General features: G+C 42.4%; 18 protein-coding genes. 13 read left to right on the top strand and 5 right to left on the bottom strand.

The window, feature by feature from the left end; all coding sequences use genetic code 11:
* The first annotated feature begins 164 nt into the window (after positions 1 to 164).
* Positions 165 to 1301 (top strand): GDP-mannose 4,6-dehydratase, encoded by a 1137-nt coding sequence (gmd, locus tag FHS10_RS15605; protein ID WP_259092076.1) that lies wholly within the window; start codon positions 165 to 167, stop codon positions 1299 to 1301.
* Between the two features lie 27 nt (positions 1302 to 1328).
* Positions 1329 to 2918 carry a gliding motility protein RemB gene (locus FHS10_RS15600; protein ID WP_259092073.1) on the top strand — a complete coding sequence of 530 codons (1590 nt, stop codon included), beginning with the start codon at positions 1329 to 1331 and terminating at the stop codon, positions 2916 to 2918.
* Between the two features lie 99 nt (positions 2919 to 3017).
* Here the strand turns inward: FHS10_RS15600 and FHS10_RS15595 are convergent, their stop codons facing one another.
* The 3 genes from FHS10_RS15595 to dxs all read right to left on the bottom strand — a co-directional run bounded on the left by FHS10_RS15595 (position 3018) and on the right by dxs (position 7640).
* The gene (locus FHS10_RS15595; RefSeq protein WP_259092071.1) at positions 3018 to 4595 is read right to left on the bottom strand and encodes an ABC transporter permease; all 1578 of its coding nucleotides are present in this window, start codon (positions 4593 to 4595) and stop codon (positions 3018 to 3020) included.
* 3 nt (positions 4596 to 4598) lie between these two features.
* Positions 4599 to 5471, bottom strand: coding sequence for an ABC transporter ATP-binding protein (locus tag FHS10_RS15590; protein ID WP_259092069.1), 873 nt, complete (start codon positions 5469 to 5471; stop codon positions 4599 to 4601).
* Positions 5472 to 5708: 237 nt separating this feature from the next.
* Positions 5709 to 7640, bottom strand: coding sequence for a 1-deoxy-D-xylulose-5-phosphate synthase (gene dxs / locus FHS10_RS15585; RefSeq protein WP_259092182.1), 1932 nt, complete (start codon positions 7638 to 7640; stop codon positions 5709 to 5711).
* 304 nt (positions 7641 to 7944) lie between these two features.
* On the opposite strand from dxs, the gene FHS10_RS15580 reads away from it, so the two are divergent.
* From FHS10_RS15580 to FHS10_RS15565, 4 genes are all read left to right on the top strand, one after another.
* A complete protein-coding gene (locus tag FHS10_RS15580) occupies positions 7945 to 8691 on the top strand; it encodes a segregation and condensation protein A (RefSeq protein WP_259092067.1) in 747 nt (248 codons plus the stop codon).
* A 17-nt stretch (positions 8692 to 8708) separates the two neighbouring features.
* Positions 8709 to 8903, top strand: a complete 195-nt coding sequence (locus FHS10_RS15575) for a hypothetical protein (protein ID WP_259092054.1) — start codon at positions 8709 to 8711, stop codon at positions 8901 to 8903.
* 214 nt (positions 8904 to 9117) lie between these two features.
* Positions 9118 to 10404, top strand: coding sequence for a serine hydroxymethyltransferase (gene glyA, locus FHS10_RS15570; RefSeq protein WP_259092053.1), 1287 nt, complete (start codon positions 9118 to 9120; stop codon positions 10402 to 10404).
* Positions 10405 to 10408: 4 nt separating this feature from the next.
* The gene (locus FHS10_RS15565; RefSeq protein WP_259092052.1) at positions 10409 to 13537 is read left to right on the top strand and encodes a PAS domain S-box protein; all 3129 of its coding nucleotides are present in this window, start codon (positions 10409 to 10411) and stop codon (positions 13535 to 13537) included.
* Positions 13538 to 13703: 166 nt separating this feature from the next.
* Here the strand turns inward: FHS10_RS15565 and FHS10_RS15560 are convergent, their stop codons facing one another.
* Positions 13704 to 14402, bottom strand: coding sequence for a ComF family protein (locus tag FHS10_RS15560; protein ID WP_259092050.1), 699 nt, complete (start codon positions 14400 to 14402; stop codon positions 13704 to 13706).
* A 25-nt stretch (positions 14403 to 14427) separates the two neighbouring features.
* The gene (gene rlmN / locus FHS10_RS15555; protein ID WP_259092049.1) at positions 14428 to 15495 is read right to left on the bottom strand and encodes a dual-specificity RNA methyltransferase RlmN; all 1068 of its coding nucleotides are present in this window, start codon (positions 15493 to 15495) and stop codon (positions 14428 to 14430) included.
* Positions 15496 to 15649: 154 nt separating this feature from the next.
* Here rlmN and FHS10_RS15550 point away from each other — a divergent pair, with 154 nt between their 5' ends.
* From FHS10_RS15550 to FHS10_RS15520, 7 genes are all read left to right on the top strand, one after another.
* On the top strand, positions 15650 to 16822 hold the full coding sequence (locus FHS10_RS15550; protein WP_259092047.1) for an amidohydrolase family protein: 1173 nt from the start codon (positions 15650 to 15652) through the stop codon (positions 16820 to 16822).
* Between the two features lie 96 nt (positions 16823 to 16918).
* On the top strand, positions 16919 to 17197 hold the full coding sequence (locus tag FHS10_RS15545; RefSeq protein ID WP_259092045.1) for an acylphosphatase: 279 nt from the start codon (positions 16919 to 16921) through the stop codon (positions 17195 to 17197).
* A 40-nt stretch (positions 17198 to 17237) separates the two neighbouring features.
* Complete coding sequence (locus FHS10_RS15540) at positions 17238 to 18740, top strand: oligosaccharide flippase family protein (RefSeq protein WP_259092044.1); 1503 nt, start codon at positions 17238 to 17240, stop codon at positions 18738 to 18740.
* Positions 18740 to 19174: a dUTP diphosphatase gene (dut, locus tag FHS10_RS15535; RefSeq protein ID WP_259092041.1), complete on the top strand. Its 435-nt coding sequence runs from the start codon at positions 18740 to 18742 to the stop codon at positions 19172 to 19174. The genes FHS10_RS15540 and dut overlap by 1 nt, the downstream gene beginning before the upstream one ends.
* Positions 19175 to 19231: 57 nt before the next feature.
* Positions 19232 to 20998: a tetratricopeptide repeat protein gene (locus FHS10_RS15530; RefSeq protein ID WP_259092039.1), complete on the top strand. Its 1767-nt coding sequence runs from the start codon at positions 19232 to 19234 to the stop codon at positions 20996 to 20998.
* The gene (gene lolB1 / locus FHS10_RS15525; RefSeq protein ID WP_259092036.1) at positions 20976 to 21767 is read left to right on the top strand and encodes a lipoprotein insertase outer membrane protein LolB1; all 792 of its coding nucleotides are present in this window, start codon (positions 20976 to 20978) and stop codon (positions 21765 to 21767) included. Before FHS10_RS15530 ends, lolB1 begins: the two co-directional genes overlap by 23 nt.
* A gap of 16 nt (positions 21768 to 21783) precedes the next feature.
* Positions 21784 to 23067, top strand: a complete 1284-nt coding sequence (locus FHS10_RS15520; protein WP_259092034.1) for a murein hydrolase activator EnvC family protein — start codon at positions 21784 to 21786, stop codon at positions 23065 to 23067.
* The last annotated feature ends 18 nt before the right edge of the window (positions 23068 to 23085 follow it).

Below are 23085 nucleotides of genomic sequence, written 5' to 3'. Positions count from 1 at the left end.
ATTGCGTCTCCCGCGTGCAGGGCGAATTTGCTATATCATGATATCTAATCTACCCTAAAATCCGAAATCGAACATCCCAAATCTGAAATCCTCTGAACTTAAGTGACGCCCTATGCGGGTTTTTACAATTAAATTGGATAATATTGTAATATTGAAAAATAATAATGAAGAGAGCTTTAATAACCGGTATTACAGGTCAGGATGGTGCTTACTTAGCCGAGTTTTTGCTCAAAAAAGGCTATGAAGTTCATGGTGTAAAACGGCGCTCTTCATTATTCAATACCGAAAGAATAGATCATTTATACAACGATCCGCACGAGCCTAATGTAAAGTTTAAACTTCATTACGGCGATTTGACCGATTCAACTAACCTGATCAGGCTGATACAGGAAGTACAGCCCGATGAGATCTACAACCTGGCCGCGCAAAGCCATGTAAAAGTTAGTTTTGATACACCAGAGTACACGGCCAACGCTGATGGGATTGGTACATTACGCATATTAGAAGCCGTAAGATTGCTTGATCTGGTAAAAAAAACAAAAATTTACCAGGCTTCAACATCTGAACTGTATGGCTTGGTGCAGGAGGTGCCGCAAAGCGAAACCACACCGTTTTATCCCCGGTCGCCATATGCGGTAGCAAAAATGTATGCTTACTGGATTATTGTAAACTACCGCGAAGCATACGGGATGTACGCTTGTAACGGTATTTTATTTAATCATGAAAGCCCTATCCGGGGCGAAACTTTTGTGACCCGTAAAATTACCCGTGCAGCTTCAAAAATAGCCCTTGGTTTGCAGGATTATCTGTATGTGGGCAACCTTTCTGCCCAACGCGATTGGGGCCATGCTAAAGATTATATTGAAGCCATGTGGCTGATGCTGCAACAGGATAAGCCCGAAGATTTTGTAATTGCCACGGGTGTAACCACCACCGTGCGCGATTTTATTAAAATGGCCTTTTATGAACTGGGTATAGAAATTGAGTTTAGCGGCAAAAATGAACATGAGCGCGGGGTTATTATTGATATTGACGAACAAAAGGCCCTCCATCTTGGTTTAAACTTGGAGGCCTTAAGATTTGGACAAACGGTTGTAAAGGTTGATGCCAAATATTACCGCCCTACGGAGGTTGATTTGTTAATTGGCGATGCATCAAAGGCGTTTAATAAATTGGGATGGAAGCCCAGATATGATTTGCAGGCTTTGGTTACCGATATGATGCAATCAGACCTGCATTTGGTAAAAAAAGACGAATACTTAAAAAAGGGAGGCTTTGCAACCCACAATTATTTTGAATAAGCAAAAATTGATTTATCAATTCCACATATGAAGAAAATATTTACCAGCATTTTATTAATGATTTTAACAGGTGGAATTGTAAAAGCCCAGTCTGTTTATCAGCCCTATTCATACCAGTTTTATCAAAAATTGGATGAGGATGTATATTCAACTAAAACCAGTGTGCACAGTGCTTTGAAGCCATTTTTTGTTGACGACTCGTTGATTAAGCATCACTATGATTCGTTGATGAATGGAATTGGCGGTTTTAAAGGAAAGTTTTTTACAGATCACCAGATTGATGTAAAAGGGAAAAACTCCACATTTTACGCCGACCTGTTGCCTGATTTTAATATTAGCCGCGATTTTTCCGGGAAAAAGAATACAAGCTTCGGCTCATTGGGTTTACAATTTGGGGGCACTGTTGGCAAGCAGTTTTCTTATTACGTAGCCGGATACGAAAATCGCGCTCAATTACCCGAATACCTGGCCACTTATACCAACCAGGTAGGTATTGCACGCGGGCAGGCTTATGCCGGTTTGTATGGTTCTGAGTATCGTTGGTCGTACATTACAGCAGTAGCCTCATACACGCCAAATAAGTATTTAAATATCAGTGCCGGCCGCGATAAAACGTTTATCGGTGATGGTTATCGCTCTGAATTATTATCTGACTATGCATCACCATATCCGTTTTTTAAAGTAACAGCCACGTTAGGCAGTGTAAGATATATGGCGATGTGGGCTTATATGGACGATCCGCTTACTGCCCGTGTTGATAATAGCGACAGGAAGAAGTTTGGTGTATTTCATTATTTAGATTGGAATGTAAGCAATCGCCTGTCTTTTGGTTTTTTTGATTCTATCATCTGGCCCGAAAAGGACAATGCCGGCCATTACAGGGGCTTTGAATATACTTACCTTAACCCACTTGTGTTCCTGAGGCCATTGGAAGCCTCCAACGGATCGCCGGATAATGCTTTAATCGGCTTTACCGGTAAATATAAAATAAGTGATGGTGTCACTGCTTACGGGCAATTTTTATTAGATGAGTTTGAAAGCAGCAGTTTCTTTTCAAGCAAAGGAAGCTCCCGTAATAAATATGGTTTTCAGTTAGGCTTAAGGGGGCCCAACCTTTTTGGTGTAAAAGGGTTGAACTACCTTCTTGAAACCAATAACGTTAAACCGTATACTTATTCTGAACGTGGTTCGGTTGAAAATTATGCCGACAATGGCGAATCGCTTGCGCATCCATGGGGAGCTAACTTCCGCGAGGTTGTGGGCTTGTTAAATTACTCGTATAAAAGGTTTGATTTTAGCGGCGAGGCAGATTACGGTCACTATGGCCTGGATATTAACGGTCAAAACTATGGCAAAGATTTGTACCAGTTATATATTGATCCTTCAAGGCAATATGGCAACTACACAGGTCAGGGCTTAACTACCAACATGGTGTTTTTAGAGGGCAAGATAGCCTACCTGTTAAATCCCAAATATAACCTGCGTATTGAGCTGGCTGGACTTTACCGTACCGAAAAAAATGCCCAGTTTAATGACAAAACTGCTATGATAAGCTTCGGCATCCGCAGCTCGTTCCGCAGCATGTATAATGATATTGCGAGTTATAAGGTGCATTGATGCTTGCTGCATCATCATTCTTCATTATTTGATTATCGCTTAGAAACTTACGAAGTTTTTAAAACTTCGTAAGTTTGAATTTCAACAGCCGAAAGCCGCCTACACATTCCTCAATTTATAACTCCTCACCCCAAAACTTACCGCTATCAATAGCAGGTTAAATGCTAACATCACAGCTATGTACACTGCATTGCTATCGTGTTTTACCGCGCCAAGATAATCAACCACAGGAATGTTTTGGGTAAGCGCGTAGGTAAGTAAAAAGAAAAAGATCTCGAATATTTTTTTACCCCCGCTAACAATACCCAGGCATCCGGCCAATAATACAATAAATATTGCCCCGTTAATGATGTTGAATATCGCGTAGCCATCGGCCGCTATTACATAACGCACTATTAATGGCAATGCCAGTACTATGGCAATAACAACACCTGCTAATAATTGCGCAGGCAACATGCGCTGTAATGGCTTGTACGAAGCGTAAGTGAAGTAATGTAGCCTGTTGGTTTCTTCCCTGGTGGTTAACTCCGACCAGCGGGTTACCTGTAAAAACCAAAGCACAGGCAAAATATAAAGGTGGGATATATTTAACGGTGCAAACAGCATACTAATAGCTGCGCCTATACTGATTAACCAAAGCCATTTGGAGCCTTTGCGGGTCAATAGCAGTAACTCTGTTTTTATGAATGGTATAATGCCATAGTCGGTAACTAAAGGTGGCATAAGGGTTCTGTTGATGCCGGCGGGGGCAAGTGCAGTGGTATCTGTATGTTGTTCGTTTAATCCAGGCTTTTTCTTTTTGCTAACCGGCTGTTTAAAATCAAACCGGTGAAAAAAGAAGGATGATAGATATACCAATCCCAGCGCTATTATTACCCACAATAGCCTACTTAGTAAAAACTCGCCGGTAATGTTTATGCCATTCCACTCAAAAGTTTTGAACCCCCGTTTGCTGTTAAAGGTAAAGCCAAGGTTTATGCCTTCAATATGTTCATGGTATTTGGTGTTGATGTGGTTTTTGATGCTGCTGGTCATGGTGCGCACACCAAAAGGGTCGATAAAAACAGCTACGGTTTCATTTTTTTGCTGGTTGATATTGGCCATCAGCGCGCCGAAAAAGAAAAAAAAGGCGATGTATTGCAATATACTGCGCCTGCCTAAAAAAACTTCGGCAATAACGGCCAGGGACGAGATTACAAATATGGCAGGTACTACAAATAGCAGATAGGGCGTTAAAAAGTTGCCGATGATAAAAGGTGAACCGGTTGTACGCACAAAAAACATAATGATGCTTACCACAAAGGTGCAGCCTGCAATGGTAAGCAGCACCAAAAAGTTGCTGAGCATTTTACTAAGCAGGTAACCAAAATTGCTGATAGGGGTTGTGGCAATGATCAGGCCCACTTCGGTATCGATATCTTTTTTAATGCCGCCGTTTACCAGGAAAAAACCATACATAGATAGCATAATAGCTGTCATCATCCCCGAAACATACCCTACCCAGGCCGAATTATAAACACCCTTATAGCCCACTACGTTTAGTGTGGTATATGATGCCGTTGGTGGCGGAACAAATGAATAAGCGGCATAAAAAGTGATGGCCAGGGTAATCAAAAAAGCATAGCTGCGGATGCGCTGCAGATAATCGGCCTTAATAATGCTGTTGATGTATCTCACGGCTTATTTATTATCGTGGGTTAAAAACAAATAAGCGTCCTCTAAGGTAGCACTCACGGTTGCCGCAGCTAATTCTGTTGCCCCGGTATGCGAAATGAAGCGTACCCGGGTTTTATCTTTTTGCCTGCCGGTATCAATTACCTGGTATTTAGCTTTAATAGCGGCAACGTCATTATTGTCAACCAGTGTTTCAAAAACTTTGCCCTCAACCAATTTAATAATATCGGGTTGGGCAGCCTTGGTTATTAATTTACCGTTTTTCATGATCGCCACTTCATCGGCAATGGTTTCAATATCTGATACGATGTGAGATGAAAGGATGATGATGCAATCGTCGGCCAGGTCGGAGATTAGCTGTCTGAACCTTACCCGTTCCTCGGGATCAAGTCCTACGGTTGGCTCATCAAATATCAACACTTTAGGATCGTTGAGCAGTGCTTGCGCAATGCCAATGCGTTGTTTCATGCCGCCAGAGTAGGTGCCTATGGGGCGTTTGGCATCTGCCGTTAAATTAACGCCCTCCAACAGCAGATCAATCCGCTTACGCAGATTGTTACCGCCCACCCCTTTCATAGCAGCTATGTACTCTAAAAATTCGTAAGCGTTCAGGTTGGGGTATACGCCAAAATCCTGTGGTAAATACCCGAGGATCTTACGGATACGGTCGGGATTGGCCACTATATCTTCGCCATCTAAAAATAAAGTGCCGGTTGTTGGTTTACTGATGGTGGCGATGATCTTCATCAGGGTAGATTTACCCGCCCCGTTGGGCCCAAGTAAACCTAATACGCCTTTTTCAATGGTGATGGAATAATCGGAAAGGCCGGTTTTATGTTTGTTGTATTGTTTGGTAAGATCTTTAATGACTAAGGACATAGGGGTGCTTTTATGGCCTATAAGATGCGTGGTGAAGATTTAAGTTACAGGAGGAAGCAAATAAACCCGTGCGTCATTCGGGTTTTAAAACCTGAGGACTTTGAATATGGTAATGATAAAGCGAAGAAAGACTTACGAAGTTTTCAAAACTTCGTAAGTCTGGGATCTACAATTTGTAATGAGTGAAAACCAAGTAATAACGATTAAGACTATATTTAGTAAAGGATATAGCTATTCTTATGATGCTATCGTATGCGCATTCCTTTTTGCCCCTAAGTTTTTAACCTGTTGGGCTACACCCGCGGCGTCAAAGCCGCATTCGGCCCAAAGCTCGGGTTGTTCGCCATGTTCAACAATCCTGTCTGGGATACCTAAGCGTTTTACCTGGGTTTGCTGGTAACCGTTATCGGCCATAAACTCTAATATGGCGCTGCCCATGCCACCTTCAATACAACCATCTTCAACAGTGATCACCTTGCTGAATTTTTTAAATACTTCATGCAGCAATGCCTCATCAAGCGGTTTAACAAAGCGGATGTCATAATGAGCAGGGTAATAGCCTTCGGCATTTAAAGCGGCGGTCGCTTTTACAACTTCGTTACCGATAGCACCTATGGATAAAATAGCAACATCCTCGCCATCACATATCTTACGGCCTTTACCAACAGGTATGGCTTTGAACGGGCGCTGCCAGTCAACCATAACACCGTTACCCCGCGGATACCGGATGACAAACGGACCCATGTTTTCCTGTTGGGCAGTGTACATGAGGTTACGCAGTTCTTCCTCGTTCATTGGTGCCGATATGGTCATGTTTGGAATGCAACGCATAAAAGCAAGGTCATAAGCACCATGGTGGGTTGGGCCATCGGCACCGGCAAAACCGGCACGGTCAAGGCAAAATATTACATTGAGCTTTTGTATGGCCACGTCATGTATAACCTGGTCATATGCCCTTTGCATAAAGCTGGAGTAGATATTACAAAATGGAACTAAGCCTTGTGTTGCCAAACCTGCCGAAAAAGTTACAGCGTGCTGCTCGGCAATGCCCACGTCAAAAGCGCGGTTAGGCATAGCCTTCATCATCAGGTTTAATGAGCAGCCCGATGGCATAGCCGGGGTAATACCCATTATTTTAGGGTTTTGCTCCGCAAGTTCTATGATAGAGATACCAAACACATCCTGGTATTTAGGCGGTTGTGGTTTATCAAATTTAGCTTTTTTGATCTCGCCGGTTATTTTATCAAACAAGCCGGGCGCATGCCATTTGGTTTGGTCCTTTTCGGCCAAAGCATAGCCTTTACCTTTGGTGGTAACGCAGTGCAGTAACTTAGGACCGGGAATATCGCGCAGATCCTTTAAAACCTTCACCAGGTGATTTACATCATGACCATCTATCGGGCCAAAATACCTGAATTTTAAAGCCTCAAAAAAGTTGCTGCGCTTAAGCAGGGTGCCTTTTACGCTTTTCTCTAATTTTTGAGCCATCTTAAATGCATCCGGACCAATAGCTGATAACTTGGCCAGTACGTGTGCAATATCATCCCTGAAACGGTTATAAGGCTTAGAGGTAGTAATATCAGTAAGATATTCCTTCAAAGCCCCAACATTAGGGTCTATAGACATGTTGTTGTCGTTCAGGATCACCAACAGGTTGGAATTTTCAATACCTGCATGGTTAAGTGCCTCAAAAGCCATACCGGCGGTCATGGCACCATCGCCTATTACGGCTACGTGTTGCCTGTCGGTTTCGCCTTTGTATTGCGATGCCACGGCCATGCCCAAAGCTACTGATATTGAGGTGGATGAGTGCCCTACGCCGAAGGTGTCGTATTCACTTTCTGATCGTTTGGGAAAGCCGCTGATACCTTTATAAACCCGGTTGGTATGAAAATCCTCACGCCTACCGGTTAGTATTTTATGACCGTAAGCCTGGTGGCCAACGTCCCATACCAATTGATCGTAAGGGGTATTTAATACGTATTGCAGGGCAACAGTAAGCTCAACAACACCCAGGCTGGCGGCAAAGTGCCCGCCATTTACCGATACCACATCTATGATATACTGGCGCAGTTCCTGGCAAACTTTCTCAAGTTGATCTTCGGTAAGTTGCTTTAAATCAGAAGGGTAATTTATTTTCGATAATAAATCTCCGGCCGGTACCTGCATTGACATTAGTTAGCGTATTTTAACTTACAAAGTAAGCCATTTATTTATAAATATAGGCCATCGATTTGCGTAAAAAATAGAGTAAGGATTTATGGACTTATAGAGCAAGGACTTATGGACAAAGGAGCAAGGGCAGTTTTTGTGAGTAAAAACGGCCAATCGAGTTAATCAAAATCCTGAAATCTGATAAATCTGTTTAATCGCGGTTCAGAAATAAATCCGAAATCGAACATCCGAAATCCGAAATCAAAAAATCTTGACTCCTGATTCTTGATTCTTGACTCTCCTCTTTACTTTTACAATTATGATCGACGATAGTTTTGCGATAAGGTTGCCCCAGTTTGAAGGTCCGTTTGATTTGCTGCTCTTTTTTATTGAGCGCGATGAACTGGATATTCACGATATCCCCATTGCTAAAATTGCCGATGATTTTTTAAACTACATTCACCAGATGACCAGCCTTAACATGGAGCTGGCCAGCGAGTTCATATTTGTTGCTGCCACGCTGATGCGCATCAAAGCCAAAATGTTGTTGCCGCGATACGAAAGCGAAGCAGCCGGCGATGATACCGATACCAAAGAAAACCTGATCCGTAAGCTGATAGAATACAAAAAGTTCAAAGAACTGTGCGAGGAACTGCGCCCTTACGAAGATGAACGCTTTAAACAGGAAAAGCGCGGTAACATTAAGCACGATCTGGAGCAGGTGGAAAAAGTGGTTTTACCCGGTGAAGAACTATCAGAAATAAGCCTTTATAAACTGATGATGGTACATGATCGCCTGATGCGTAATTACCTTAACCGTAGCACCGAGGTAAAGCATACCGTAGTACAATATCCTTACACCATCGAAAAGCAAAAGAAGGCGGTTGCCGAGTTGCTGAAGATCAATAAAATGCTGGATTTTAAGGCGCTGGCCAAAGAATCAGAAAATAAGGTGCACTTTGTATACAACTTCCTGGCAGTATTAGAAATGCTGCAGCAGGAGCTGATTGATATTCAGATAGGCTTGGGATATAATAATTTTTGGATTTCGGCTAAGGAGATTTGAGATATTAGATTTGAGATATGAGACAGAACGGAAAGTGCGATTCTACAAAGCTGACGTCATCAATTAATTTATCTGAAAACGATTTTTGGGCTGATGTTCCGGACGAGGTTAAGTGCGCTATTGATAAAGCTAAACATCAACTCGACAGGGGCGAAGGGATTTCTCATGATCAGGTAATGGCCACCTTAAGGGCGCGCTTTTTAAACAGATAGAATAGTTACGAATTTTCTGAATCAGCCTATCATCGCTGTACGATAGGTTAAAGCTAATTTTCGCAAAAAAATATTAGCTATAAAAGCTTGTATGGCAAATTATATTGTGCTGATTATCTTATAGGTAAAATCTAATCCCTTCGGTCTCAAATCTCATATCTCGCATCTCAAATCTATATCAATTGCTTATCTTAGCGGCGTTTAAAAACACATAATGAAAAGAGACAAACTAATATTTAAACTTTTAGATGAAGAACAGCAACGCCAGGAAGAAGGCATTGAACTGATAGCATCTGAAAATTTTGTAAGCCGGCAGGTGATGGAAGCGGCTGGTTCTGTTGCTACCAATAAATACGCCGAAGGCTTACCTGGCAAACGTTACTATGGCGGTTGCGAAGTGGTTGATGAAATTGAAACCATTGCCATTGACCGTGCCAAGCAATTGTTTAATGCCGAATGGGCAAACGTGCAGCCGCACTCTGGCGCGCAGGCCAATGCCGCGGTAATGTTGGCTTGCTTACAGCCTGGTGATAAAATATTAGGTTTTGATCTTTCACATGGTGGTCACTTAACCCATGGTTCGCCGGTAAATTTTTCTGGTAAATTATATGAGCCTCATTTTTATGGTGTGGTTAAAGAAACCGGTTTAATTGATTATGAGCAGCTTAAAAGAGTTGCTTTGGAGCAAAAACCAAAACTGATCATTTGCGGTGCATCTGCATACTCGCGCGATTGGGATTATGAGTTTATCCGTGCCGTGGCCGATGAGATTGGCGCTTTGGTACTGGCCGATATTTCGCACCCATCTGGCCTTATCGCCCGTGGTTTGTTGAAAGATCCGCTGCCACATTGCCATATTGTTACTACCACTACCCACAAAACTTTACGTGGTCCGCGTGGTGGTTTGATCCTTTTAGGGAAAGATTTTGAAAATCCTTTCGGTGTAAAAACTCCAAAAGGCGAAACCAGGATGATGTCGTCATTATTAGATATGGCGGTATTCCCTGGTACGCAAGGCGGCCCGTTAGAGCATATTATTGCTGCTAAAGCAATTGCTTTTGGTGAGGCTTTGAGTGATGGCTACATGAAATATGTTGTACAGGTTAAAAAGAATGCCGAAGCTATGGCCGAAGCATTTGTTGCCCGTGGCTACCAGATCATATCAGGCGGTACCGACAACCACCTGATGCTGATAGATCTGCGTAATAAAAACATCACCGGTAAAGCTGCCGAAAATGCTTTGGTTAGCGCTGATATCACCGTAAATAAAAATATGGTGCCTTATGATGATAAGTCGCCGTTTGTAACTTCGGGTATCCGTGTGGGTACCGCGGCTATCACCACCCGCCATATGAAAGAGAAACATATGGAAGAGATTGTGGAGTTGATAGATGCCGTAATTTCCGATCCTGAAAACGAACATTCTATCAAGAAAATCCGTAAAAGGGTCCATAAGCTGATGCACGACTTTCCGCTGTATCGCGAAGAAGGATCTGAATAGATAAATGACAGCAAAGCAACATGGACTTTTAGATGATGAGAACGCGCGCTTAACGGCCCTGCAATCATACCATGTTTTAGATACCTTACCCGAAAAGGAGTATGATGCTATCACCCGTTTGGCATCATATATATGTAACGTACCTGTTGCTTTCATCACCTTAATAGATGCCGACAGGCAATGGTTTAAATCGAAATTTGGCGCCGACGTGGACGAAACTCCACGCATCGGCGCTTTTTGCAATACAACCATCCTCAGCGATGAGATCCTGGAGATTGACGACGTGCTGTTGGATGGTGATTTTAAAGACAACGCGCTCGCAAAAAATCACAATGTACGGTTTTATGCCGGTGCCCCGCTGATAGATCCCGATGGCTATCGTTTAGGATCGGTTTGTGTGATTGATATAGTACCGCGTAAGCTTAGTGCCGAACAGCGTGATGCTTTACGGACGCTGGCCGACGAGGTAATGTCGCATTTTACCGTACGCAAGCAAAAGCACGACCTGGAGCAGAGCCTTGCCCGCCATAAAGAATTTTTCGACCTGTTTGATAGCTCGCCCGATATTCATTGCATTATGGACAGGCAGTTTAACGTTGAGCAGGTAAATCGTTGTGCCAAATCTATTTTAGGATATCCTCCTGCCGAAGTTATCGGCCAACCTATCTGGAACTTTTTTCGGGAAGAAGAGCGGACTAAATCGCTGAAAATATTGAAGGACGGCCTTGCCAGGCAGCGACGCAAATTTGATATCGAAACGGTTATTTCAACACCGGCCCGGGATATTAAATGGGTGAGCTGGTTGGTTACTTTTAAAGACGATAAGTGGTTTGCCAGCGGCAGGGATATCAGTTATCAAAAAAAGATCTCGCAGGAGTTGGAGCAGCTGGCCTTGGTAGCCAGCAAGGTGAGTAATGGGGTAGTGATCAGTAACGCGGCGGATGAAGTTGTTTGGGTAAATGATGCTTTTGAACATATTACCGGTTATAACCTTGCCAATGTTGAGAATAAATATTTAGGTGCTACGCTAAAAGGTACCGTTATTGACGTCGCTGCGGAAGAACGGTTAATAAAATCGATAAAAAATAAAGAATCATACGAGGTTGAATTATTGATAACGCCTAAAAACGGTGCTCCTTTCTGGATAACGGTTATCAATTCGGTTATCCTTAACGGCGCCGGCCAGGTAGATAAATTTATCAGGGTAATTATCGATATATCGGCCCGTAAAAAAATAGAACAGGACCTGGAAGTGTTGTCCTTTGCTGCCCGTAAGTCGCCGAGCGGTATTTTTATCCGGGATAAAGAGGGGCGGTTTTTGTGGATGAATGAGGCTCTGGAGCAAATAATCGGGTACTCCTTTGCCGATCTGGAGGGTAAATCATTAGGTACTTCATTGTTAGGGGAAGACTCTGATCTATCTGTTTTTGAAAGCGCGGTACAAGCCGTAAAAGAAAACAGGCCCTACGAAGTTGAAATGAAGGTTTATAAGCAAGATGGTACCCCGATATGGACCTTGATTTCAAATAGCCCGGTATTTAACGAAGTAGGCCAGGTTGACAGGCAGATAGGTGTTATGGTTGATATTACCGAACGTAAAAAGAGCGAAGCCGAATTAACCTTACTGTCATTAGTTGCCAGTAAAGCCACCAGCGGTATTGTAATTAATAACAGCGCCGGCGAGGTTGAATGGGTTAACAGTGCTTTTGAAACAATTACAGGTTATAGCATTAACGAGGTGCGCGGCAATCATTTGGGGGATGTTTTAAAGGGCGCGCTTACCGACGTATCCATTATTGAACGGGCACGTGAGCTATCCCGGAAAAAACAATCCTTCGAGGTCGATTTGCTTATTTACCGTAAAGACGGACAACCACTATGGATCTCGGTGATCAATTCGGTTATATTGGATGCTCATGGAACGGTTGATAAATACGTAGAAGTAATTATTGATATTACGGCTAAAAAGAAAACCGAGATAGAGCTTATAGCGGCCAAGGAGGAAGCATTGCAGCTAAGCAGGGCCAAAGATATGTTCATATCTGTAATGAGCCACGAGATTCGCACGCCGCTTAATGCCGTTATAGGCATGTCGCATTTATTGTTGGAGGACGATCCGCCCGAATCTCAAAAAGAAAACCTGGGTATCCTCAGGTTTTCGGCCGAAAACCTGTTAACGCTTATTAACGATGTGCTCGATTTTGCCAAGATGGAAACCGGCAACGTAGAACTTGAGAAAGCTCCGCTTAACCTGCGCGACCTGGTGCACAGCATCAACACTTCGTTACAATATAAAGCAGCCGAAAAATATATATATATTAGCGGGCATATTGATGATGCGATACCATCAGTTATTTTGGGCGATAAAACCCGCTTAAGCCAGATTGTTTTAAACCTGGTGAGTAACGCGGTTAAGTTTACCGAAACCGGTGGCGTAACCGTTGATCTGAAGGTGATCCAGGAAAGTGATAAAGATATCAGGGTGAGGTTTTCGATAACCGATACCGGAATTGGTATTGCAAGTGATAAAATAGGCCTCATATTTGAGCAATTTAAGCAAGCCGAAGCCGATACTACCCGTAAATACGGAGGTACTGGTTTAGGCCTGGCCATAAGTAAGCGCCTGATTGAACTACACGATTCAAGGATAAATGTGGATAGTGTACCCGGGCAGGGTTCAACATTTTGGTTTACCATAACCTTTCAAAAGGCTGATAGCCAGTTAAATAGTAACTATAATAAAGTGGAAGAAGGACTTAAAATTAATGTTTTGGTAGTTGATGATAACCAGATTAACAGGTTACTGATCAACAAGATCCTTAAAAAATGGGGCGCCGACGCTGATTTTGCCGAAAACGGTATTGAGGCTGTAAATAAAATAACAGCCAATCAGAACTATAATGTAGTATTGATGGATATCCACATGCCCGAAATGGGCGGTCTGGAAGCAACCCAGGTTATCCGGTCAAACCCCGAGCCATATTTTCAGCAATTACCTATCATCGCGTTAACAGCATCGATGCTAAGCAACCAAATGGGCGAGATTGGCAATGCCGGCATGAATGATTACATCCTGAAACCTTTTGACCCAAAAGTACTTTACGATAAGCTGAGCAGGTATCAGCATCAATAGGTAGATGTGCAGGTGTGTAGATTTCAAATGTGCAAATGAAACCGTATGAAAGAGGCCCTAAAATCTTTCATTCCAACAATTTAAGCTTTCCGTCAAACTGTCGCTACCGCGAGTTTCCAACTCGTGGTAACCATCGCTTCAGCTTTCAGCTGAACTTCAATAACCGCTACTCCGCATAAGCAATTGTAGCAATACTCAACTTTAACCCCGGCACTTTCAGTAATTCTATCCCGCAGGCTTCCAGGGTTGAGCCGGTTGTTACAATATCATCTACCAACAATACGTGTTTGCCCGCCAACTGCTCCGGCTTATCTACCGCGAATACTTCCTGCATATTTTCAAACCTGGCAAAGCGCGATTTGTGGGTTTGGGTTGCTGTTGCTTTTTTGCGGATCAGGGTATTTAATTCTACAGTGGCATTTAATTTTTCCGCCAATCCATCTGCAAAACAGGCGCTTTGATTATAGCCGCGTTCCTGTAGTCGCTTTTTATGCAGGGGCACCGGGATAATATAATCCACGGTATCAATAATCGGGTTCTGTTTTAACTGGCTGCCCGCAATGTTGCCTAATACATTGCCAATCTGTTTCATACCGTTGTATTTAAAATGGTGCATCAGGTTTTGCACCTTGCCGCCTTTATTGAAAAAGTACAAAGCGTAAACATATTCGACATTGATTTTACCATAAAATTGCTGGGCTACAATATTACCGGGCTGGGTGTGGAAATTGGTGAATGGTAGATTATAACGACAATCAGAACAAATCACGTGTTCGCCCGCTACCAAGCTGGTATTGCAGGCCGGGCAAAGCTCGGGGAAAAGTAATGCTATAAAATCGGCCAGGTAACCGCCCAATAATTTCATGCCCTTAATGTAAGGTACATTTTTATTAAACGGCTACAGTTTTTGCTTTTTCTTTGATAGCCAACTGACCGCAGGCCGCGTCAATATCTTTACCTCGGCTACGGCGCATGTGCGTGTTAATGCCCTGTTTGGTTAAGTAAGCTGCAAAAGCCTCTACCTTATCTTCGCCGGCGTTGATGTAGCTGGCAAAAGCAATAGGATTATATTCAATGATATTTACTTTACAAGGGAGGTGCTTGCAAAATTTGGCAAGTTCCATAGCGTCCTGGATGCCGTCGTTAACACCGTCAAAAATAATATACTCGTAAGTTACCGGGTTTTTGGTTTTGGCGTAGTAGTATTTTAAAGCTTCGGCCAGTGCCTTTAATGAGTTTTGCTCGTTAATGGGCATTATGGTATTGCGCTTTTCGTCGTTGGCAGCATGCAGTGAAAGTGCAAGGTTAAATTTCACCTCGTCGTCGCCCAGCTTTTTAATCATCTTGGCAATACCGGCTGTCGAAACCGTAATTCTTTTGGCCGCCATGTTTAAACCATCCTCGGCAGTAATGCGCTCAACAGATTTCATCATGTTGGCGTAGTTAAGTAAAGGTTCGCCCATGCCCATGTACACGATGTTTGATAGCGGCTGTCCGTAATTTTCACGGGCCTGCTGATCAATCAATACTACCTGGTCGTAAATTTCATCGGCATTGAGGTTTCTTTTGCGCTCCATATATCCTGTAGCGCAAAATTTACAGGTAAGGCTACAACCTACCTGCGATGATACACAAGCGGTCATCCTGCCCGGTGTAGGTATTAAAACACCCTCAATTAGGTGGGTATCGTGTAAAATAAAAGAATTTTTTATAGTTTTATCAGCACTAACCTGTGATGTATGTATTTTAACGTTGTTAATTACAAAATTTTCATCCAGTTTAGCACGTAGTTCTTTTGAGATATTGCTCATTTCATCAAATGAGAAACATGATTTTTTCCAAAGCCATTCGTAAACTTGTTTAGCTCTGAAACTTTTTTCCTCCATTTGGGTAAAATGTTCCTGTAACGCACTCAAACTCAGGCTGCGGATGTCTATTTTGTTTTTTGCAATATTCACATTGCAAAGGTACTTAATTTAAAAAAATCTTTTTCTTTTTTTAAAGTCATTCTTTTGGGTGATAAAAAACAATAATTAAAAGTTAATTGTTTTAATTTGGAGTGGGCATAAATTAAAAGAACGTTTATAGACAGATACCAAGTTTTACAGATGAATGAAAAGTTTTAAAGCCGATTACGTTTTTCCCGTTTATGCCGATCCTATAAAAAATGGTATTGTCACAGTTGATGATGCAGGTAAAATAATCTCGGTTACAGATTCAAACAGTCCACCACAAGGTGCCAAACACATTGAAACCTTAAGCGGCATTATTTGCCCCGGTTTTGTAAACACCCATTGCCACACCGAACTTTCACATCTTAAAGATAAAATCAAAACCGGCGGCGGACTGGTGAGCTTTATTAAAGATACCCAGGCTTTTAGAAACTCCGACCGGCAACTGGTAGATGAGGCTATTGAAAAAGCCGACCAGGAGATGTATGATAACGGCATTGTTGCCGTGGGCGATATTTCAAATACCAACCACAGCATTGCTGTAAAAGCAAAAAGTAAATTATACTACCACACCTTTGTAGAAACCTTTGGCTTTTTACCACAAAATGCCGAAGACGTTTTTAATAAAGCAGTGGCTTTGATGGCCGAATTTAAGCCGCAATCGGTATCGATAACCCCGCATGCACCTTATTCTGTTTCAAAAGAGTTGTTTAAACTGATCAGGAAACATAGTGAAAACGGGCAAAACCTCATCAGCATCCACAACCAGGAATGTGAGGACGAGAATAAATTTTACCGCTATAAACTGGGCGGTTTTTTAGATCTGTACGATCATTTTGGTATCGATATCAGCTATTTTAAGCCCCAGGCCCGTAATTCGGTACAATCCATTATCCCGCTGTTAACCAATAAGCAGGATGTATTGCTGGTACATAACACCTGCACGAATTTAAAAGATATCTATTTTATAAAACGTTTTGATCGCAAGGTGAGTTTTTGTTTTTGCCCTAATGCCAATGTTTATATTGAGGGTAAAATGCCAAAAATTGAACTTTTTGTTGATCAGGGTTTTAACCTCACCCTGGGTACCGATAGCCTGGCATCAAATGATAAGCTTTGCATTATGAGCGAAATACGGGCGATTCAAAAGAAATTCCCGGCGTTAAGTTTAACCCGCCTGTTGGAATGGGGAACCATTAACGGAGCAAGGTTTTTAGGCATCGATGATGAAAAAGGCTCATTAAACGCCGGTAAAACTCCGGGCTTAAACCTCATAACCGGCCTTGATGGACTGAAATTAACGCCCGAAAGTAAGGTGAGGAAGTTGATTTAAATTATTTGAGAATTTGAAGATTTGAGAATTTGAAAATATTGACTTTTGCAAATTCATTTTCAAATCTTCAAATTCTCAAATCTTCAAATTCAAAAGATGAAACACTTCAATATAACGGTAAAAGGCAAAGTACAGGGCGTTTTCTTTCGCAAATCAACCAAGGCAACTGCCGATCAGTTGGGTATTAAGGGCTTTATTTTAAACGAGCCTAACGGCGATGTATACATTGAAGCCGAAGGCGAGGGTTTTGCTATGGATATGTTTATGGATTGGTGCAACGAAGGCCCCGAGTATGGCGAAGTAACTTCTGTTGAAACCCATGAGGGCGAATTGAAAAACTATCGTAATTTTGAGGTTGTAAAAAGGCGTCCGTAATAGTAACGGCAAGCAACATAAATTACACGGAATATCAACATTGTCAACCGCTAAAAAATTTGCAGGCCAAACTGCAGTATATGGTTTAAGTACCATTGCAGGCAGGGTACTTGGTTTTTTTCTTACCCCGGTTTATACCAGGGCATACTCCACAGGCAATTACGGAATATTAACTACCATGTTTGGTTGGGTGTCTATACTCAACGCGGTGATGTCCTTCGGGATGGAAACCACATATTTCAGGTATTTGAACAAATATCCCGAAAAGAAAAAACGCGTTTACAACAACTCGTTTATAGCTGTTTTTGTAGTTTCGCTTATTTTTTTATTACTCACCTTGCCTTTTTTAGGCTTTATAACCGGCTTTATAAAAGTAGGTGACTCAACCAGCCGGGCCGATTTTTTAACATTCATCAAAATATTTATAGCCATATTGGTGATAGATGCATGGTGTACTGTTCCGTTTGCCCGGTTACGCGCCGATGGCAGGCCTGGCCGCTACGGGATGATCAAGTTTTTGAACGTTATCATCTTTATTTGCTTCAACCTTATTTTTATTTATGTGGTGCCATTTTGGATTAACCATCATTTGGCAGGTGCCGGCTGGATAAGCGGCTGGTATGTAAAAGGATGGGTAGGATATGTGTTTGTATCTAACCTGATAGCCAGTGTTTTTTCGTTGGCGATGTTACTGCCCGAGTTTTTGAAACTGGGTTTGGAGTTTGATAAAAAGATGTTTGCCGAAATGTTTGGTTATAGCTGGCCGGTTTTGATAGCCAACTTATCTTTCCTGGTGAATGAAAATCTGGATAAAATACTTTTAGGCAAGCTGCTGCCACAAAATATAAGTGTAAGCGAAGTAGGCATTTATGCGGCCTGCGCCAAGATTTCGCTATTTCTGAGCATTTTTGTGCAGGCATTCCGTTTGGGGGCCGAACCTTTCTTTTTCAGTCATGCTAAAAACAAAAATGCCGGGCAAACCTATGCCCGTATTATGGATTACTTTGTAATAACCGTATGTGTAATTTTTGTTGCGCTGATAGCCAATATCGAAGTATTGAAATACTTTATACGTGGACACAATCCCGAACAAACAGCCTTATACTGGACGGGTTTAAAAGTAGTACCGCCCCTGGTTTTTGGTTACGTAAGTTTGGGTATTTATATGAACCTTTCGGTATGGTACAAATTGTCTGATCAAACTAAATATGGTTTATATGTTTCGGGCGTGGGGGCTGTGCTCACCATTGTTTTAAACGTAATTTTTATCCCCAAATATAGTTACATCGCTTCGGCCTGGATCTCTTTTGCTGCTTATACCACCATGATGGTGCTCTCCTATCTTTGGGGCCAAAAAAACTATCCAATTCCATACAATATAAAAAAGAACCTTGCTTATATTGTAGCATCAATAATACTCGTTTATTTGTCGTTCACTATATTTAAACGGAATATATTTGTAGGAAACGCGCTGCTGCTTGCATTTGCAGGCACTGCGATTTACCTGGAACGTAAATCGTTAACGGCTATTTTAAAGAAATAATGACCATCAGCATAATCAATAAATCAAACAATAGCCTGCCAGCTTATGAAACCGCCCATGCCGCAGGTATGGATCTGCGGGCCAACCTGGAGGAGTCCATCCGGCTAAACCCTATGGAGCGTAAACTGATCCCGACGGGTTTGTATATTGAATTGCCTGTGGGCTTTGAAGCGCAGATCAGGCCGCGTAGTGGGCTGGCATTTAAACATGGCATAGGCATAGTTAATTCGCCGGGTACTATTGATGCCGATTACCGGGGCGAAATTAAAGTGTTGCTTATTAACTTTGGTGCTGAAGCATTTGAGATTAATCATGGCGATAGGATAGCCCAGATGGTGATAGCTAAACACGAAACTGTAAGCTGGAGCCAGGTTGAGGTATTAAACGATACCACGCGCGGCGAAGGCGGCTTTGGCCACACAGCGGTAAAATAGGGTTGGTAATAGAGTCAAGAGATTAGAGTCAAGAATCAAGACAGAAGAAATATTAATATGGATAAACAGCATTTGAGATATAGCAAACAGGTGAGTAAGGCCGGTGTTGGTTATATGGCTGTAATGTTGTCGCTTGTTGCTTGTTTTTTAACGCTGAATGTAAACGGGCAACAAAAAGCGGTTACCGGTAAGCAGATGACTGCCCTTGATAGTGCCGAGGTTAAGCAGCTGTTCTTTTCGGCCCTGCGGGAAAAAACGGTGGAGAACCTTAAACACGCGTCGGAACTGTTTGAGCGTGTAATTGAAACCGACCCCCGGAATGATGCTTCGCTTTATGAGCTGGCCAATTTAAAAAAGATCCAGAATGATTATGCTGACGCTCAGCCTTTATTAGAGCGGGCCGTTGCTATTAAACCCGATAACGAATGGTATTGGGCCGCGCTTGCCGATAGCTACGAAAAAAGTAATAACATAAATAAGTTAGAGAACGTTTTTAACCAGCTTATCCGCATCAACCCGGATAAACCCGAATATTATTACGATAAGGCTAATGCTTATGTGTTGCTGAAAAGATATGATGATGCGCTAAAAGCCTACGACCAGGTGGAAGAGATCACGGGGCCAACCGACGATTTGCTTGGCAGCCGTCAAAAAATTTATTTAAAACAGGGAAAGATCGATAAAGCGGCGGCGGATATTGAAAAGGCTATTGCCGAGAACCCCGGCCAGATAAGGTATTACCTGTTGCTGTCTGAAATATACAACTCGAACGGTTTAACCGATAAGGCCCTCAAAACTTTACAGCAGGCCGAAAAGGTGGATAATAGCAATGGGATGGTACACCTGGCCCTTGCGGATATTTACCGCGACAAAAAGAACAATGAGCTAAGCTATAAAGAGCTCATGCAGGCCTTTGCTTCGCCGGAAGTAGCCATCGATCAAAAAATAAGGATCATAACCGGTTACTATCCCAAATTTCCCGATCCTAATGCCAAAGCCAGCGCGCTTGAGCTTAGCCGTATTTTAACGGTTACGCATCCCTCGGATAGCAAAGCATTTGCCATGTATGGCGATATGTTACTGCAAACCGAGAAATTAAAGGAGGCCAAAGCTGCCTACAAAAAATCATTGGAACTGAATGACAGGATTTACGCTGTGCATGAGCAACTGGTGCGTATTGAGCTTAGTCAGAATGATTTGGATGGCGCGGTAAAAGACGGCGAGAATGCTTTATCGCTGTTCCCTAACCAGGCCTGGATAAATTACCTGGTGGGCGTTGCCTACGCGCAAAAAAAGGATTTTGGTAAAGCGCTGGGTTATGTTAAAAATGCAACTTCATTAGAAATTCAGGATAAGGAGCTACTTTCGCTCAGCTTTTCGTTATTAGGTGATTGCTATCACGACCTTAAGAACAATAAAAGTTCTGATGAGGCTTATGATAAGGCATTGGCGGTTAATCCCGATAATGCTTATACCTTAAACAATTATGCTTACTATTTATCGTTAAGAAATGAAGCTTTAGAAAAGGCGGCGCAAATGTCGGCCCGTTCAAACCAATTACAGCCCAACACCGCGTCGTTTGAGGATACTTATGCATGGATCCTGTTTATGCAAAAGAAATACGCCGATGCTAAGGTATGGATGGAAAAGGCATTATCGCACGATAAAGAAAATAGCGCGGTAAAGTATGAACATTACGGCGATATTTTGTTTAATCTTGGTAACACGGACGATGCAGTCCAAAATTGGAAAAAAGCCAAAGGCTACGGTGAGCAATCGCCGGTTTTAGAGCGTAAAATAAATGAGAAGAAATATATTCAATAGCTTTCTGATAGCTTGTAGCCTGCTTGCAATAGTAAGCTGTAAGGCGCGCAAGCAGGTTTTAGTTACCCGTAGGCCCGATACTGTCGCCAAAGCTGTTGACAATACACTAAGCAACAAAATTGCCGCCATAAAAGCGCAGCAGGTTTCCTTTAATACCTTTAGCGCAAAGGCAAAAACTAATTTAGATATTAACGGTAACAGCAATGATGTAACCCTTAACATCCGCATTAACAGGGATAAAAAGATCTGGGTATCTATCACCGCTATTTTAGGTGTTGAGGTGGCACGCGCGATAATTACACCCGATAGCATCCTGATGATAAACAGGTTAGATGGCGTTTATCTGAAGAAACCGTTTAGCTATGTGTATGCTTACGCCAGCAAACAGGTTAACTATAAAACGCTGGAATCGTTGTTGATAGGTAACGCCATTCCTGAGTTACTTAATGAAAATGCCGACCTGGCAACAGGCAATGGAAATACCACATTGAGCGGCAGCCTTGACGACCTGGTTTACAAATTAGTAGTTGGTGCCGATAACAAGGTTACCCAAACCAATTTAAATAACCAAAGCCAGGGGCAATCGTTACAGGTTGCTAATGGTACTTTTATACAGGCCACTAACCGCATCCTGCCATCGTTAATAGATATCGCATCGGTAGTAAAAGATAAAAAAATACACATTAACCTGCATTACACCAAGGTTGATTTTAACCAACAGCTTGAGTATCCTTTTAGTATTCCTGACAGGTACGAGCCGGCTAAATAATTCCTATTTTTGTTTGATGAAATTTTTAAAAGCAGTTTTCTTAATTATAATAGTACTTGTAGCTGTAGACGCCCATGCCCAAAGCAGCGCCGAACTGAAGCGCAGGCGCGATAAATTATCTGAAGAGCTTGAGCAGCTGAATAAGGATTACCAGGAAACTACCAATAATAAAAAGGCAACTTTAAAACAGCTGAGCCTGCTAAAGGCCCAGATCAATATCAGGGAAGAGAAGATCAATGTGATTAACTCCGAAGTAAGAAATTTAGATAATCAGATCTCTGAGAGCAATAATACCGTACATAGCTTGCAGAGCCAGTTAGATCAGTTAAAAAAGGAATATGCTGCCATGATCCTTTTTGCTTATCGCAATCAAAGTGCCTACAACAAACTGATGTTTGTTTTTGCATCAAAAGATTTTAACCAGGCTTACAAGCGTTTAAAATATTTGCAGCAGTTTGGTACCTACCGCGAACGGCAGGCCGGTTATATACAGGGTACACAAAAAGAACTGCACGTAAAGATTAACGAACTGGATAAAACCAAACAGGAAAAAAATAACCTGTTAGTAGATCAGGAAAAGGAAAAGAAAACGCTGGGAAGCGAAAAGGAAAACCAGGTTAAAGTGGTAAAAGATTTGTCGCAGCACGAGGGACAGCTGAAACAACAGCAAAAAGATGTGCAAAACAAGATCGCTAAAACCAACAGGGAAATTGGTGCAGCCATCCGCCGCGAAATTGAGGAAGCCCAACGCAAAGCCGAAGCCGAAGCAAAAGAAGCGGCAAGGCTGGCAGCGCTAAAAGCAAAGGCCGAAAACAGGCCTGCCCCTGTAGTAGTTAAAGCCGCGCCAAAAACCAGCTCGGGGTATTTGAATGCAACACCGGAAGCGGCCAGGCTATCAAATGACTTTTTGGGCAACAAGGGCCGTTTACCGTGGCCGGTTGCCAATGGGGTTATAACCCAGGGATTTGGGCAGTATACAAGTGAGGGTATCCGCAGCGAGAATACAGGTGTTGATATCAGAACGAATGCCGGCAGTAATGTAAGGGCAGTGTTTGAAGGCGAGGTGATCAGGGTGGTTGACGTAAGTGGTACCTACCTGGTGATGATTAAACATGGAGAGTACTTTACGGTGTATGGTAACTTAAGATCGGTAAGTGTAGCCCGCGGGCAAAAGGTGAGTACCAAACAATCATTAGGGGTTGTTGCTACCGATCCTTCAACCGGCGAAACTGAAGTTAACTTTGATATTTACAAGGTTAAAGATGCGCAAAATCCTAAGTTATGGCTGGCGCCTAATTAGTTGTAAATACAAGAGATA

The sequence above is a fragment of the Mucilaginibacter dorajii genome (genome assembly GCF_024808255.1).
Classification (GTDB): Bacteria; Bacteroidota; Bacteroidia; order Sphingobacteriales; family Sphingobacteriaceae; genus Mucilaginibacter; species Mucilaginibacter dorajii.
The sequence above is the reverse complement of the archived record's forward strand: the minus strand, read 5'-3'. Positions and strand labels throughout refer to the sequence as shown.

Bases quoted from the DNA above. Each gene is read 5' to 3' on its own strand.
- gmd (WP_259092076.1), top strand. From the start codon at position 165: ATGAAGAGAGCTTTAATAACCGGTATTACAGGTCAGGATGGTGCTTAC.
- FHS10_RS15600 (WP_259092073.1), top strand. From the start codon at position 1,329: ATGAAGAAAATATTTACCAGCATTTTATTAATGATTTTAACAGGTGGA.
- FHS10_RS15590 (WP_259092069.1), bottom strand. From the start codon at position 5,471: ATGTCCTTAGTCATTAAAGATCTTACCAAACAATACAACAAACATAAA.
- dxs (WP_259092182.1), bottom strand. From the start codon at position 7,640: ATGCAGGTACCGGCCGGAGATTTATTATCGAAAATAAATTACCCTTCT.
- FHS10_RS15580 (WP_259092067.1), top strand. From the start codon at position 7,945: ATGATCGACGATAGTTTTGCGATAAGGTTGCCCCAGTTTGAAGGTCCG.
- FHS10_RS15575 (WP_259092054.1), top strand. From the start codon at position 8,709: ATGAGACAGAACGGAAAGTGCGATTCTACAAAGCTGACGTCATCAATT.
- glyA (WP_259092053.1), top strand. From the start codon at position 9,118: ATGAAAAGAGACAAACTAATATTTAAACTTTTAGATGAAGAACAGCAA.
- FHS10_RS15565 (WP_259092052.1), top strand. From the start codon at position 10,409: ATGACAGCAAAGCAACATGGACTTTTAGATGATGAGAACGCGCGCTTA.
- FHS10_RS15560 (WP_259092050.1), bottom strand. From the start codon at position 14,402: ATGAAATTATTGGGCGGTTACCTGGCCGATTTTATAGCATTACTTTTC.
- FHS10_RS15550 (WP_259092047.1), top strand. From the start codon at position 15,650: ATGAAAAGTTTTAAAGCCGATTACGTTTTTCCCGTTTATGCCGATCCT.
- FHS10_RS15545 (WP_259092045.1), top strand. From the start codon at position 16,919: ATGAAACACTTCAATATAACGGTAAAAGGCAAAGTACAGGGCGTTTTC.
- dut (WP_259092041.1), top strand. From the start codon at position 18,740: ATGACCATCAGCATAATCAATAAATCAAACAATAGCCTGCCAGCTTAT.
- FHS10_RS15530 (WP_259092039.1), top strand. From the start codon at position 19,232: ATGGATAAACAGCATTTGAGATATAGCAAACAGGTGAGTAAGGCCGGT.
- lolB1 (WP_259092036.1), top strand. From the start codon at position 20,976: ATGAGAAGAAATATATTCAATAGCTTTCTGATAGCTTGTAGCCTGCTT.
- FHS10_RS15520 (WP_259092034.1), top strand. From the start codon at position 21,784: ATGAAATTTTTAAAAGCAGTTTTCTTAATTATAATAGTACTTGTAGCT.